A 14,377-nucleotide genomic window follows, 5' to 3' on the forward strand; every position below is an offset into this window, starting at 1 on the left:
CTGTCAGCCCTCCTGCTGCGTTTCGGCCTGAGCCGGAGCCGCGGCGACCGCGGCGTCGTTCGTGTTCTCGCCGGTCGGGGTGTCGCCACCCCGAGCCTGCGCGGCGGCGCGACCGGCCTCGGTGCCACCGGCCGTCGTGCCCGACGAACCGGAACGGCCACGACGCGGACGGTCGGGGCGGTCACCACGGTCGCGGCGCGGACGCGCCGGCGCCTCGGTGACGACCTCGCGACCCGGAACGGCGTCGCCCTTGTAGATCCAGACCTTCACGCCGATGCGGCCGAACGTCGTGCGGGCCTCGAAGAAGCCGTACTCGATGTTGGCGCGCAGCGTGTGCAGCGGAACGCGACCCTCACGGTAGAACTCCGTGCGGCTCATCTCCGCGCCGCCGAGACGGCCGGAGACCTGCACCCGGATGCCCTTGCAGATCGGGTTCTTCATCGCGGACTGCATGGCCTTGCGCATCGCCCGGCGGAAGCTGACCCGGGAGGACAGCTGCTCGGCGACGCCCTGCGCCACGAGCTGAGCGTCCGACTCCGGGCTCTTCACCTCGAGGATGTTGAGCTGGACCTGCTTGCCGGTGAGCTTCTCGAGCTCGCCGCGGATCCGGTCGGCCTCCGCGCCCTTACGGCCGATGACGATGCCCGGCCGGGCGGTGTGGATGTCGACGCGCACCCGGTCACGGGTCCGCTCGATGTCCACCTTGGAGATGCCGGCGCGCTCGAGGCCCTTGGACATCATGCGGCGGATCTTGACGTCCTCGCCGATGTAGTCCTTGTAGAGCTTGTCGGCGAACCACCGAGACTTCCAGTCGGTGGAGATACCGAGGCGGAATCCGGTGGGGTGAACTTTCTGACCCATTACTCGGACTCCTCCGTGGTCTGGGACTCGGTAGCGGGCGCGGCCTTGGCCGGCGCCGCCTTCTTCGCCGCGGCCGCCTTCTTGGCGGGCCGTGCGACCTGGACCGCCTCGACGGCGATCGTGATGTGGCAGGTGCGCTTGCGGATCCGGTACGCCCGGCCCTGCGCCCGCGGACGGAACCGCTTCAGCGTCGGGCCCTCGTCGACGAACGCCTCGCTGACCAGGAGCGCGTCCGGGTCGAGCCGCTCGTTGTTCTCCGCGTTCGCGATAGCGCTCGCGAGCACCTTGTAGACCTGCTCGCTCGCCGCCTGCGGCGCGAACTGCAGGACCGTCAGAGCCTCCTTCGCGGGCAGACCGCGGACGAGGTTGACCACACGGCGTGCCTTGCTCGGCGAGATGCGGACGTGCTTGGCAACCGCACGACTGCCCGGAAGCGCCGGTGCGTCGTTCTTGACTGGCATCGCTGTGACCCCTTTCTTATCCGTGGACTGACTAGCGACGACGGCTCTTGCGGTCGTCCTTCTCGTGACCCTTGAACGTACGGGTCAGAGCGAACTCGCCGAGCTTGTGACCGACCATGGCCTCGGTGATGAACACCGGGACGTGCTTGCGGCCGTCGTGCACGGCGATCGTGTGCCCGAGCATGTCGGGGATGATCATCGAGCGACGCGACCACGTCTTGATGACGTTCTTCGAGTTCTTCTCGTTCTGGACTTCCACCTTCTTGAGCAGGTGGTCGTCGACGAACGGGCCCTTCTTCAGGCTGCGTGGCATCTTCTAACTCCCGTTACCCGCGCTTGCGGGTGGCGTAGCGGCGGCGAACGATCAGCTTGTCGCTCTCCTGGCCCTTGCGGCGGGTACGGCCCTCCGGCTTACCAGCCGGGTTGACCGGGTGGCGACCACCCGAGGTCTTACCCTCACCACCACCGTGCGGGTGGTCGATCGGGTTCATGGCGACACCGCGGACGGTCGGGCGCTTACCCTTCCAGCGCATACGGCCGGCCTTGCCCCAGTTGATGTTCGACTGCTCGGCATTGCCGATCTCGCCGACCGTGGCACGGCAACGGATGTCGACCCGCCGGATCTCACCGGAGGGCATACGCAGCGTGGCGTACGCGCCCTCACGGCCGAGCAGCTGGATACCGACACCGGCCGAACGGGCCAGCTTGGCGCCACCGCCGGGACGAAGCTCCACACCGTGGACCGTCGTACCGACCGGGATGTTGCGCAGGGGAAGGTTGTTCCCCGGCTTGATGTCGGCGCCCGGTCCGGACTCGACCCGGTCGCCCTGCTTGAGGTCCTTCGGCGCGAGGATGTAGCGCTTCTCGCCGTCGGCGTAGTGCAGCAGCGCGATGCGCGACGTGCGGTTGGGGTCGTACTCGATGTGCGCGACCTTGGCCGGCACGCCGTCCTTGTCGACCCGCTTGAAGTCGATCAGCCGGTACTGGCGCTTGTGGCCACCGCCCTGGTGCCGCGTGGTGATGCGGCCGTGGACGTTGCGGCCACCCTTCTTGGGCAGCGGAGCCAGCAGAGACTTCTCCGGCGTCGACCGGGTGATCTCGGCGAAGTCGGCGACGCTGGAGCCACGACGGCCCGGCGTGGTCGGCTTGTACTTACGGATAGCCATTGTCTTCTAACCCCTTAGCTGACCGGGCCGCCGAAGGCCTCGATACGGTCGCCGTCAGCCAGCTTGACCATCGCGCGCTTGGTCGCCTTGCGCTGTCCGAAGCCGGTCCGGGTGCGCTTGCGCTTGCCCTCGCGGTTCGCGGTGTTCACCGAGAGCACGCGGACGTTGAAGATCTGCTGGATCGCGATCTTGATCGCGGTCTTGTTCGCGTCCGGGTGGACCTCGAACGTGTACCAGTTCTGGTCGAGGACGCTGTAGCTCTTCTCAGAGACCACCGGGCGGACGATGATGTCGCGCGGGTCAGCGATCGTGGTCACTTGTTCCCCTCCTCGGCCGTCGCCGGGGTGCCCAGGAACTCGTCGAGCGCGTCCTTGGTGAACACAACCTCGTCGGCGACCAGCACGTCGTACGTGTTGAGCTGTCCGGCCTCGAGCAGGTGAACCGTGACCTCGTTGCGCAGCGAGAGCCAGTTGAGCTCGTCGGTGCTGCTGAGCACGACCAGAACCTTCGTGGTCTGAGCGACCTTGCGCAGCGTGGCGATCGCGGCCTTGGTCGACGGCGTCTCGCCGCTGACGAAGGACTCGACCACGTGCACGCGGCCGTCGCGGGCCCGGTCGGACAGGGCGCCACGCAGGGCGGCGGCCTTCATCTTCTTGGGGGTCCGCTGGCTGTAGTCGCGCGGCACGGGACCGTGCACGACGCCACCGCCGGTGAACTGAGGCGCGCGGATCGAGCCCTGACGGGCGCGGCCGGTGCCCTTCTGCTTGTACGGCTTCTTGCCGCCGCCGGCGACCTCGCCGCGGGACTTCGCCTTGTGCGTGCCCTGGCGGGCGGCCGCGAGCTGGGCCACCACGACCTGGTGCATCAGCGGGATGTTGGCCTGGACGTCGAAGACCGAGTCCGGCAGCTCGACCGAGCCGGCCTTGTTGCCCTCAACGTTGATCACGTCAACCGAGCTCACTTGGCACCGCCCTTCTTCGCCGCGGTACGGACCAGGATCAGCGCGCCCTTGGGACCGGGCACCGCGCCCTTGACCAGGATCAGGTTGTTCTCGGTGTCCACCGCCTGCACGGTGAGGTTCTGCACGGTGAATCGCTGGCTACCCATGCGACCGGCCATGCGGACACCCTTGAACACGCGACCGGGGGTCGCGCAGGCGCCGATCGAGCCGGGCGAGCGGTGCTTGCGCTCGACACCGTGGCTGCTCTTGAGGCCGTGGAAACCGTGCCGCTTCATGACACCGGCGTAGCCCTTGCCCTTGGTCTTGCCGGTGACGTCGATCGGCGTACCGACCGGGAACGTCTCGACGGTGACCTCTTGGCCGAGCTCGTAAGCGCCGGCGTCGCTGGTGCGCAGCTCGACGACGTGCCGCCGCGGCGACACACCGGCCTTCGCGAAGTGACCGCCCTCGGGCTTGTTCACCTTGCGCGGGTCGATGGCGCCGTACGCCAGCTGGACGGCGGTGTAGCCGTCCTTCTCATCGGTACGAACCTGGGTCACGACACAAGGGCCGGCCTGGACCACGGTCACCGGGACAACCTTGTTGTTGTCCCAGACCTGGGTCATGCCGAGCTTGGCGCCCAGGATCCCCTTTACTTCCCTGTCCATTAGTCGCAGATCCCTACAGCTTGATCTCGATGTCGACGCCAGCCGGCAGGTCGAGGCGCATGAGCGAGTCGACCGTCTTGGGAGTCGGGTCGATGATGTCGATCAGCCGCTTGTGCGTGCGCATCTCGAAGTGCTCGCGCGAGTCCTTGTACTTGTGCGGCGAGCGGATGACGCAGAAACGGTTGATCTCCGTGGGCAGCGGCACCGGGCCAGCAACCTGCGCCCCGGTACGCGTCACCGTCTCGACGATCTTCCGAGCCGAGGAGTCGACGACCTCGTGGTCATAGGCCTTGAGCCGGATGCGGATCTTCTGTCCCGCCATGGTGGCTTCTGTTTCCTTCTCTCGATGCCGCTACGTGCGAGAGGGGTGCCCCTCGCATGCCCGCAGGACCGTTGATCCTGCGTTGTCCGACCCCCGCGGTCGGGCGTGTCGCGCCTGCACTCAGAAATCTGCGCACAGCAGCTATCCAGATCACGGGGATCTTGGAGTGTCCAGCGGGCGGCTCAAAAACACACCCCAGACACCCGGCGAGGGTGGGCAGCTGCCAAGGCAGCTACCCACCCCGCTCGGACGCAACCTGACTAGTATGCCCGAAAGAACGCGGCATTGCTAATCGGGGTCATCGACCTTACTTGTTGATCTTCGTAACCGTTCCGGCGCCGACGGTGCGGCCACCCTCACGGATCGCGAACTTCAGGCCCTGCTCCATGGCGATCGGCTGGATCAGCTTGACCGACATGCTGGTGGAGTCGCCCGGCATGACCATCTCGGTGCCCTCGGGCAGCGTGACGACACCGGTGACGTCCGTGGTGCGGAAGTAGAACTGCGGGCGGTAGTTCTGGAAGAACGGGGTGTGCCGGCCGCCCTCTTCCTTCGAGAGGATGTAGACCTGGCCCTCGAACTCCGTGTGCGGGGTGCTGGTGCCGGGCTTGACCACGACCATGCCGCGCTCGACGTCCTCGCGCTTGATGCCGCGGAGCAGCAGACCGACGTTCTCACCCGCGCGGGCCTCGTCGAGCAGCTTGCGGAACATCTCGATGCCGGTGCAGACGGTCTTCGTCGACTTCTCGCGGATGCCGACGATCTCGACCTCCTCGTTCGGCTTGAGGATGCCGCGCTCGGCGCGACCCGTGACCACGGTGCCACGACCGGTGATCGTGAAGACGTCCTCGATGGGCATGAGGAACGGCTTCTCGGTCTCACGCTCGGGCTGCGGGATCGCGGTGTCGACCGCGTTCATCAGCTCCATGAGGCGCTCGGTCCACTGAGCGTCGCCCTCGAGCGCCTTGAGCGCCGAGACGCGCACGACCGGCAGGTCGTCGCCCGGGAACTCGTAGGTGCTCAGCAGCTCACGGACCTCGAGCTCGACGAGCTCGAGGAGCTCCTCGTCGTCCACCATGTCGCTCTTGTTCAGGGCGACGACGATGTACGGAACGCCGACCTGGCGGGCCAGGAGCACGTGCTCCTTGGTCTGCGGCATCGGGCCGTCGGTCGCGGCGACCACCAGGATCGCGCCGTCCATCTGGGCGGCACCGGTGATCATGTTCTTGATGTAGTCGGCGTGGCCGGGGCAGTCCACGTGCGCGTAGTGACGCGCCGCGGTCTGGTACTCGACGTGCGCGATCGAGATCGTGATGCCGCGGGCCTTCTCCTCCGGCGCCTTGTCGATCTCGTCGAACGGGGTGTACGGGTTCAGGTCCGGGTACTGGTCGTGCAGGACCTTGGTGATGGCCGCAGTCAGCGTCGTCTTACCGTGGTCGATGTGACCAATGGTGCCGATGTTGACGTGCGGCTTAGTCCGCTCGAACTTCGCCTTCGCCACTGGTGTCCTCCTGTGGACTGTGGTTTTACTTTCGCCCGGCACGCCCGATAAGGCGATGGGGACTCTGTCGACTGCTCGCGCGCGTGCGGTCCTCGACGGACCGCACGCGCCTCAACGCTTCGGCGGGAACTAGGCGCCCGTCGCCTTGGCGATGATCTCCTTCGCGACGCCCTGCGGGACCTCGGCGTAGGAGTCGAACTGCATGCTGTAGCTAGCCCGGCCGGCGGTCTTCGACCGGAGGTCGCCGACGTAGCCGAACATCTCGGAGAGCGGGACCAGAGCCTTGACGACGCGGGCGCCGGAGCGCTCCTCCATCGACTGGATGATGCCACGCCGCGAGTTGAGGTCGCCGATCACGTCGCCCATGTTGTCCTCGGGCGTGGTGACCTCGACGGACATCATCGGCTCGAGCAGCGCGGGGTCGGCCTTGCGGGCGACCTCTTTCATCGCCATGGAGCCGGCGATCTTGAACGCCATCTCGGACGAGTCGACCTCGTGGTACTGACCGTCGACCAGCGTGAACTTCACGCCGACCAGCGGGTAGCCGGCGAGAACGCCGTACTGCAGCGAGTCCTGCGCGCCCGCGTCCACCGAGGGGATGAACTCCTTGGGGATGCGGCCACCGGTCACCGCGTTGACGAACTCGTACGTGGGGCCGTCGGCCTCGAGCGGCAGCGGCTCGACGTTGACGACGACCTTCGCGTACTGGCCCGAGCCACCGGTCTGCTTCTTGTGGACGTACGTGTGCTTCTCCACGGTGCCGCGGATCGTCTCACGGTAGGCCACCTGCGGCTTGCCGATGTTGGCCTCGACGTTGAACTCGCGGCGCATGCGGTCCACCAGGATGTCCAGGTGGAGCTCGCCCATGCCGGCGATGATCGTCTGGCCGGTCTCCTCGTCGTTGAAGACCCGGAACGTCGGGTCCTCCTCGGCGAGGCGCTGGATCGCGGTGCCCAGCTTCTCCTGGTCCGACTTGGTCTTCGGCTCGATGGCGACCTGGATGACCGGCTCCGGGAAGGTCATCGACTCCAGGATGACCGGGTTGGCCGGGTCGCTGAGCGTGTCACCGGTGGTGGTCTGCTTGAGACCCTGGACGGCGATGATGTCGCCGGCCTGCGCGGTGGCGCGCTCCTCACGCTTGTTCGCGTGCATCTGGTAGATCTTGCCGATCCGCTCCTTGCGGTCCTTGGTGGAGTTGACCACCTGAGAACCGGACTCGAGCGTGCCGGAGTAGACCCGCACGTACGTGAGCTTGCCGAGGTGCTTGTCGGTCTGGATCTTGAACGCCAGCGCCGAGAACGGCTCCGAGTTCGACGGCTTGCGCTGGATCGGCGTCTCGCCGTCCGTCGCGGTGCCCTCGATGGCCGGGATGTCCAGCGGCGACGGCAGGAAGTCGATCACGGCGTCGAGCATGGGCTGAACGCCCTTGTTCTTGAACGCCGAGCCGCACAGCACCGGGTTGGCCTTGCTGGCGATCGTGGCGCGCCGGATGGCGGCCTTGATCTCGTCCTCGGTGAGCGACTCGCCCTCGAGGTACTTCAGCATGACCTCGTCGTCGACGTCGGCCAGGGTCTCGATCAGCTTCTCGCGCCACTCGTTCGCGGAGTCGACCAGGTCAGCCGGGATCTCCTCGACCGCGTAGTCCTCACCCTTCTGGGTCTCACCACGCCAGGTGAGCGCGCGCATGCCGATCAGGTCGACGACGCCGATGTGGTCGCCCTCGAGGCCGATCGGGATCTGCAGGACGAGCGGCGTCGCGTTGAGCCGGTCGATCATCATCTGCACGCAGCGGAAGAAGTCGGCGCCGGTCCGGTCGAGCTTGTTGACGAAGCACATCCGGGGGACGTGGTACTTGTCCGCCTGCCGCCACACGTTCTCGGTCTGCGGCTCCACGCCGGCGACGCCGTCGTAGACCGCCACAGCGCCGTCCAGCACACGCAGCGACCGCTCGACCTCGACCGTGAAGTCGACGTGACCGGGCGTGTCGATGATCTGGATCGTGTGACCCTTCCACTCGCACTTGGTGGCGGCGGAAGTGATCGTGATACCGCGCTCCTGCTCCTGCTCCATCCAGTCCATGGTGGCTGCGCCATCGTGGACCTCACCGATCTTGTACGTGATACCGGTGTAGAACAGGATTCGCTCGGTGGTCGTGGTCTTACCGGCATCGATGTGCGCCATGATGCCGATGTTGCGTACGTTGGCGAGCGCGTCTGCGGCGGCCACTTGAATCCCTACTCTTCTTCGTCGTCGTCTCGTGAACCGGTACGACTTGCGTCCCGGCCCGGTTCAATCACCGGGCCGGCAGCGGGGTCTTACCAGCGGTAGTGCGCGAAGGCCTTGTTGGACTCCGCCATCTTGTGGGTGTCCTCGCGCCGCTTGACGGCGGCACCGAGACCGTTGCTGGCGTCGAGCAGCTCGTTCTGGAGACGCTCGATCATGGTCTTCTCACGGCGGGCCTTGGAGTACTGGACGAGCCAGCGGAGGCCGAGCGTGGTCTGACGCGGGGTGCGGACCTCGACCGGAACCTGGTAGGTCGCGCCACCGACGCGGCGGCTGCGGACCTCGAGGGTCGGCTTGACGTTGTCCATGGCGCGCTTGAGGATCACCACGGGGTCGGTGCCGCTCTTCTCGCGGGCACCCTCGAGGGCGCCGTACACGATGCGCTCAGCGAGCTGACGCTTGCCGCCGATCAGGATCTTGTTCACCAGCTGGGTGACCAGCGGCGAGTTGTAAACCGGGTCCGCGACCACTGGGTGGCGCGGAGCGGGGCCCTTACGCGGCATGTCAGCTCTTCTCCTTCTTCGCGCCGTAACGGCTGCGGGCCTGCTTGCGGTTGCGGACACCCTGGGTGTCCAGCGAACCGCGGACGATCTTGTAGCGGACGCCCGGGAGGTCCTTCACACGACCGCCACGCACGAGCACGATCGAGTGCTCCTGCAGGTTGTGGCCGACGCCCGGGATGTACGCCGTCACCTCGATCTGGCTGCTGAGCTTCACACGAGCGACCTTGCGCAGCGCAGAGTTCGGCTTCTTGGGGGTGGTGGTGTACACGCGCGTGCACACGCCGCGCCGCTGGGGACTTCCCTTCAGCGCCGGCGTCTTGGTCTTGCTCGTCTTCGCCTGGCGGCCCTTTCGGACCAGCTGCTGGATCGTGGGCACCGGGTTCTCTCCGCTCCCTTCGGCCGCCTTTCACCGCGACCGCACCGTCTTAGATATGCCTCTGTGTGCCGAAGGCTCCCCATGCCCGGGGGGCTTCCGGCACCCGCGGTCGGGCGTGTCGTCCGGCTCACGGTCCCGCCGCGCGTTTGTCAACGCGCACCGGGTCTTGTCTGTGTCGGCGCCCGGAAAGGCGCCGCGCTCGGCTTGTCGACCCCGTCGTAGTACTACCGACTCGGGCGCACGCACGAGTTGCCCTGGCAAGCCAGGGCACGAGGGGAAAGAGTACCCACCCCAAGCATCCAGGTCAAAATGAGCACCTAGTCCTCGTGACGGATACCTCCGAGGCAAGTGTACCGGGTGCTGGAACGAACCGGCGCCGCGGTGCCCGATCCACGGCCGGAGAGACACACGGGTCACTCAGGATGACAACTGCAACACCAGGGTCAACGCGAGTGACAGGAGAGCAATTCCCGCTCCGCACGATCCGCAGATGATCCCGGCCATACCGAGGCCGCCGCCGGTGAACCGGACCTGGCCGACCTGGCCGGAACGGCGGATCTGCCGCCGGGCCACCATGCCGACGATCACAGCGCCGGCGCCGGCCAGCACACTGAGAACGGTGAAGGCTCCGCCGACCCAGCCGCCCCAGCCGCCCGAGGCGCCGAGCAGGCCGAAGCAGAGGACCAGCGTGGAGACCAGGATCGAGCCGATGCCGGCGAGCAGGGAACCGATGGCGAGGCCGGAGGTGATCGGCTCGACCCGCAGCTGGACCAGGCCGAACTCGGTGCCCGGCAGGGGGTCGACCCGCTCCGGCTGCCAGCGCCCGTTGGGCGGCGGAGGCGGAGGCGGATAGGGCATGGCCGCCGGCGGGTGCGTCATGACATGAGCATGTCACCCGAACGGGGTCAGTCGGTACCCGGGGCGAAGTCGGGACCGCCGGGCGAGGCGGCCAGATGCAGCAGGCCGGCGATCGCGGCGATCACCAGCGAGGTGAGGGCCAGGACGATGCCGGCCCAGGCGAACCGGCGGCCGCGGCGGATCCACGCGGAGCCGGTCAGGAAGCCCTGGGCCTCGTACGCCTGCCGCGCGGCCTGGCGCGCGAGCAGCAGCGCCAGGACGGCCGGGATGACCCCGCCCACGAACGGGCCGGTCAGGAAGCCCACCAGGCCCAGCGCGAAGACCGCCCGTGCCTTCGACGACGGCGCCGGGTCGGGATCCATCGGGTGGCGGGTGAGGGCGGGAAGCGTCACCAGCCCATAGTAGGTACGCCGAAGGGCGGCCGCGCAGTGCGCGACCGCCCTTCAGGCGTTCAGAGACCCTTAGCGGTACGACCCGAAGTCGAAGTCGTCCAGCGGCACAGCCTGCCCGCTGGCCGGCCCGAAGCCGTAGTCGGTCTCGGGGTACCCGGTCATCGAGTACACCTTGGCCTTGGCCTCCTCGGTCGGCTCGACCCGGATGTTGCGGTACTTGCTGATGCCCGTACCGGCCGGGATGAGCTTACCGATGATCACGTTCTCCTTGAGGCCGACGAGCGAGTCGCTGCGCGAGTTGATCGCCGCGTCGGTCAGCACCCGGGTCGTCTCCTGGAAGGAGGCGGCCGAGAGCCAGGAGTCGGTGGCCAGCGAGGCCTTGGTGATACCCATCAGCACCGGGCGACCGGCGGCGGGCTCGCCACCCTCGCCCACGATCCGGCGGTTCTCCGACTCGAAGAGCGCCCGGTCGACCAGGACACCGGGGAGGAACTCCGCGGCACCCGAGTCGATGACCGTCACCCGCTTGAGCATCTGGCGGATGATGATCTCGATGTGCTTGTCGTGGATGAGCACACCCTGCGAGCGGTAGACCTCCTGGACCTCCTGGGTCAGGTGGACCTGGACCGCGCGCGGGCCCATGATGCGCAGCAGCTCGTGCGGGTCGATGGTGCCCTCGGTGAGCTTCTCGCCGACGCCGACGTGGTCGCCGTCGTGCGCGCGCAGCTTCACGCGCTTCGAGATCTTGTCGTACACGATCTCGTCGCTGCCGTCGTCCGGCACCACGATGATCTTGCGCGACCGCTCGCCGTCCTCGATGCGGATGCGTCCCGGGGTGTCGGCGATGGGCGCCTTGCCCTTGGGAACGCGGGCCTCGAAGATCTCCTGGACACGCGGCAGACCCTGGGTGATGTCCTCACCCGCGACACCACCGGTGTGGAAGGTACGCATCGTCAGCTGCGTACCGGGCTCACCGATGGACTGGGCCGCGATGATGCCGACGGCCTCGCCGATGTCGACCGACTTGCCGGTCGGCAGCGAACGGCCGTAGCAGGCCGCACACACACCGAGCTTCGACTCGCAGGTCAGGACGCTGCGCACCCGGACGTTCTCGACGCCGGCGGCGACGAGCTTGTCGACCAGGATCGAGTTCAGGTCGTCGCCACGCGACACCACCCGGTTGCCCTGGGCGTCGTCGATGTCGTCGGCCAGCGTACGAGCGTGGACACCGGTCTCGGCGTGCACGTGCACGACCAGCGTGCCGTCCGCCTCGCGGTCGGCCACCTGCATCGGGATCGCGCGGTCGGTGCCGCAGTCCTCCTCGCGGATGATCACGTCCTGCGAGACGTCCACCAGACGACGGGTCAGGTAACCCGAGTCGGCGGTACGCAGCGCGGTGTCGGCCAGACCCTTACGGGCACCGTGCGTGGAGATGAAGTACTCCAGCACGGTCAGGCCCTCGCGGTACGACGAGGTGATCGGCCGCGGGATGATCTCACCCTTGGGGTTGGCCACCAGGCCGCGGATCGCGGCGATCTGCCGCAGCTGCAGCAGGTTACCGCGGGCGCCCGAGTTGATCATGACCCAGAGCGGGTTCTCGTGCGGCAGCGAGTTCTCCATCTCCTTGGAGATCTCGTTGGTCGCCTTCGTCCAGATCTCGATGAGCTCGCCGCGACGCTCCTCGGCGGTCATCAGACCACGCTGGTACTGCTTGTCGATCCGGTCCGCCTCGACCTGGTAGCGCTGCAGGATCTCCGGCTTGCGCGGGGGGCCGATGACGTCGCCCATGCCGATCGTCACACCGGACCAGGTGGCCCAGTGGAAGCCGGCCTCCTTGAGCGCGTCCAGGGTCGCGGCCAGGGCGACCTTGGGGAAGCGCTCGGCGAGGTCGTTGACGATCGCCGACAGCTGACCCTTGCGGATCTCGTAGTTCACGAAGCGGTAGCCCGGGGGCAGCGTCTCGTTGAAGATGACCCGGCCCAGGGTGGTCTCGACCAGGAGCGGCTCGCCCTCGGTCCAGTCCTCCGGAGCCTCCCACTTGGCGCCCTTGGCGCCGTTGTCGACACCGATGACGCCCTGGAGTCGGATCTTGACCGGCGCCTGCAGGTGCAGCTCGCCGTTGTCGTACGCCATCCGCGCCTCGGCGTCCGAGCTGAACACCCGTCCCTCGCCCTTGTTGCCGGGCGTCTCGTGGGTCAGGTGGTACAGGCCGATGACCATGTCCTGGGTGGGCATGGTGACCGGCTTGCCGTCGGCCGGCTTGAGGATGTTGTTCGACGACAGCATCAGGATCCGGGCCTCGGCCTGCGCCTCGGCCGACAGCGGCACGTGCACCGCCATCTGGTCACCGTCGAAGTCGGCGTTGAACGCCGTACAGACGAGCGGGTGGATCTGGATCGCCTTGCCCTCGACCAGCTGGGGCTCGAAGGCCTGGATGCCGAGGCGGTGCAGGGTCGGCGCGCGGTTCAGCAGCACCGGGTGCTCGCTGATGACCTCTTCGAGGACGTCCCACACGACCGGGCGCTGACGCTCGACCATCCGCTTGGCCGACTTGATGTTCTGCGCGTGGTTCAGGTCGACCAGGCGCTTCATCACGAACGGCTTGAACAGCTCCAGGGCCATCTGCTTGGGCAGACCGCACTGGTGCAGCTTGAGCCGCGGGCCGACGACGATGACCGAACGGCCGGAGTAGTCGACGCGCTTGCCCAGCAGGTTCTGGCGGAAACGACCCTGCTTGCCCTTGAGCATGTCGGACAGCGACTTCAGCGGGCGGTTACCCGGGCCGGTGACCGGCCGGCCGCGGCGGCCGTTGTCGAACAGCGCGTCGACGGCCTCCTGCAGCATCCGCTTCTCGTTGTTCACGATGATCTCGGGCGCACCCAGGTCGATCAGGCGCTTCAACCGGTTGTTCCGGTTGATGACCCGGCGGTACAGGTCGTTGAGGTCGGAGGTCGCGAAGCGGCCACCGTCGAGCTGCACCATCGGGCGCAGGTCCGGCGGGATGACCGGGACGCAGTCCAGCACCATGCCGAGCGGCTTGTTGGTGGTGTTCAGGAACGCGGCGACGACCTTGAGGCGCTTGAGCGCACGGATCTTCCGCTGGCCCTTACCGGTGCGGATGATCTCCCGCAGGTTCTCGGCCTCGGCGTCCAGGTCCATGTTCTCGAGCAGCGCCTTGATCGCCTCGGCACCCATGCCGCCGGTGAAGTACTCACCGAAGCGGTCCCGCAGCTCGCGGTAGAGCAGCTCGTCGGTGACCAGCTGCTTCGAGTCGAGCTTGCGGAAGGTGTCGAGCACCTCGTCGAGACGGTCGATCTCGCGCTGCGCCTTGTCCCGGATCTGGCGCATCTCGCGCTCGCCGGCTTCCTTGACCTTGCGGCGCACGTCCGCCTTGGCACCCTCGGCCTCGAGCTCGGCCAGGTCCTGCTCCAGCTTGGCGGCCCGCTTCTCGATCTCGGAGTCGCGGCCGTTCTCGGACTGGCGCTTCTCGGCGAAGATCTCGTTCTCGATCGTGGACATGTCGCGGTGACGCGCCTCGGCGTCAACGCTCGTGATCACGTAGGAGGCGAAGTAGATGATCTTCTCGAGGTCCTTCGGCGCCAGGTCGAGCAGGTAGCCCAACCGGCTCGGCACACCCTTGAAGTACCAGATGTGCGTGACCGAGGCGGCCAGCTCGATGTGGCCCATGCGCTCACGGCGGACCTTGGACCGGGTCACCTCGACGCCGCAGCGCTCACAGATGATGCCCTTGAACCGGACCCGCTTGTACTTTCCGCAGTAGCACTCCCAGTCCCGCTGAGGACCGAAGATCTTCTCGCAGAAGAGTCCGTCCTTCTCGGGCTTGAGCGTGCGGTAGTTGATCGTCTCGGGCTTCTTGACCTCGCCGTGCGACCACTGCCGGATGTCGTCAGCGGTGGCCAGGCCGATGCGCAACTCGTCGAAGAAGTTGACGTCGAGCACTTGGTCTATCCCTCGTATTTCTTGCTCGAATGGATTCCAGGCCGGCGGTGGCGTCCCCCGCCCTCAAAGGAGCGGGGGACGCTTCC

The 14,377-nt window shown here is 67.3% G+C and carries 15 protein-coding genes; all 15 read right to left on the minus strand.

The window, feature by feature from the left end; genetic code table 11:
- Window positions 1-3: 3 nt before the first annotated feature.
- Window positions 4-861: a 30S ribosomal protein S3 gene (gene rpsC, locus AB0C26_RS11805; RefSeq protein WP_203761914.1), complete on the minus strand. Its 858-nt coding sequence runs from the start codon at window positions 859-861 to the stop codon at window positions 4-6.
- The gene (gene rplV, locus AB0C26_RS11810) at window positions 861-1,322 is read right to left on the minus strand and encodes a 50S ribosomal protein L22 (protein WP_360245576.1); all 462 of its coding nucleotides are present in this window, start codon (window positions 1,320-1,322) and stop codon (window positions 861-863) included. Before rplV ends, rpsC begins: the two co-directional genes overlap by 1 nt.
- A 31-nt stretch (window positions 1,323-1,353) precedes the next feature.
- Window positions 1,354-1,635, minus strand: a complete 282-nt coding sequence (gene rpsS / locus AB0C26_RS11815; RefSeq protein WP_097322773.1) for a 30S ribosomal protein S19 — start codon at window positions 1,633-1,635, stop codon at window positions 1,354-1,356.
- Window positions 1,636-1,648: 13 nt separating this feature from the next.
- Window positions 1,649-2,488 carry a 50S ribosomal protein L2 gene (gene rplB / locus AB0C26_RS11820; RefSeq protein WP_203761912.1) on the minus strand — a complete coding sequence of 280 codons (840 nt, stop codon included), beginning with the start codon at window positions 2,486-2,488 and terminating at the stop codon, window positions 1,649-1,651.
- Between the two features lie 14 nt (window positions 2,489-2,502).
- Window positions 2,503-2,805, minus strand: a complete 303-nt coding sequence (gene rplW / locus AB0C26_RS11825; RefSeq protein ID WP_097322775.1) for a 50S ribosomal protein L23 — start codon at window positions 2,803-2,805, stop codon at window positions 2,503-2,505.
- On the minus strand, window positions 2,802-3,449 hold the full coding sequence (gene rplD, locus AB0C26_RS11830; RefSeq protein WP_360245581.1) for a 50S ribosomal protein L4: 648 nt from the start codon (window positions 3,447-3,449) through the stop codon (window positions 2,802-2,804). Before rplD ends, rplW begins: the two co-directional genes overlap by 4 nt.
- Window positions 3,446-4,096, minus strand: a complete 651-nt coding sequence (rplC, locus tag AB0C26_RS11835; protein WP_360245584.1) for a 50S ribosomal protein L3 — start codon at window positions 4,094-4,096, stop codon at window positions 3,446-3,448. Before rplC ends, rplD begins: the two co-directional genes overlap by 4 nt.
- Window positions 4,097-4,109: 13 nt before the next feature.
- Window positions 4,110-4,418 (minus strand): 30S ribosomal protein S10, encoded by a 309-nt coding sequence (gene rpsJ / locus AB0C26_RS11840; RefSeq protein WP_007073037.1) that lies wholly within the window; start codon window positions 4,416-4,418, stop codon window positions 4,110-4,112.
- A gap of 307 nt (window positions 4,419-4,725) precedes the next feature.
- Complete coding sequence (tuf, locus tag AB0C26_RS11845) at window positions 4,726-5,919, minus strand: elongation factor Tu (protein WP_360245587.1); 1,194 nt, start codon at window positions 5,917-5,919, stop codon at window positions 4,726-4,728.
- A 129-nt stretch (window positions 5,920-6,048) separates the two neighbouring features.
- Complete coding sequence (fusA, locus tag AB0C26_RS11850) at window positions 6,049-8,145, minus strand: elongation factor G (protein WP_360245590.1); 2,097 nt, start codon at window positions 8,143-8,145, stop codon at window positions 6,049-6,051.
- 89 nt (window positions 8,146-8,234) lie between these two features.
- Complete coding sequence (gene rpsG, locus AB0C26_RS11855; protein ID WP_043531103.1) at window positions 8,235-8,705, minus strand: 30S ribosomal protein S7; 471 nt, start codon at window positions 8,703-8,705, stop codon at window positions 8,235-8,237.
- 1 nt (window position 8,706) lies between these two features.
- Window positions 8,707-9,081, minus strand: coding sequence for a 30S ribosomal protein S12 (gene rpsL / locus AB0C26_RS11860; RefSeq protein ID WP_014440718.1), 375 nt, complete (start codon window positions 9,079-9,081; stop codon window positions 8,707-8,709).
- 417 nt (window positions 9,082-9,498) lie between these two features.
- Window positions 9,499-9,960, minus strand: a complete 462-nt coding sequence (locus AB0C26_RS11865) for a hypothetical protein (protein ID WP_360245594.1) — start codon at window positions 9,958-9,960, stop codon at window positions 9,499-9,501.
- A 26-nt stretch (window positions 9,961-9,986) separates the two neighbouring features.
- A complete protein-coding gene (locus tag AB0C26_RS11870; protein ID WP_360246534.1) occupies window positions 9,987-10,301 on the minus strand; it encodes a hypothetical protein in 315 nt (104 codons plus the stop codon).
- Between the two features lie 99 nt (window positions 10,302-10,400).
- Window positions 10,401-14,291 (minus strand): DNA-directed RNA polymerase subunit beta', encoded by a 3,891-nt coding sequence (locus AB0C26_RS11875; protein ID WP_360245597.1) that lies wholly within the window; start codon window positions 14,289-14,291, stop codon window positions 10,401-10,403.
- Window positions 14,292-14,377 lie beyond the last annotated feature (86 nt).

Source organism: Actinoplanes sp. NPDC048796, assembly GCF_040650035.1.
GTDB lineage: Bacteria > Actinomycetota > Actinomycetes > Mycobacteriales > Micromonosporaceae > Actinoplanes.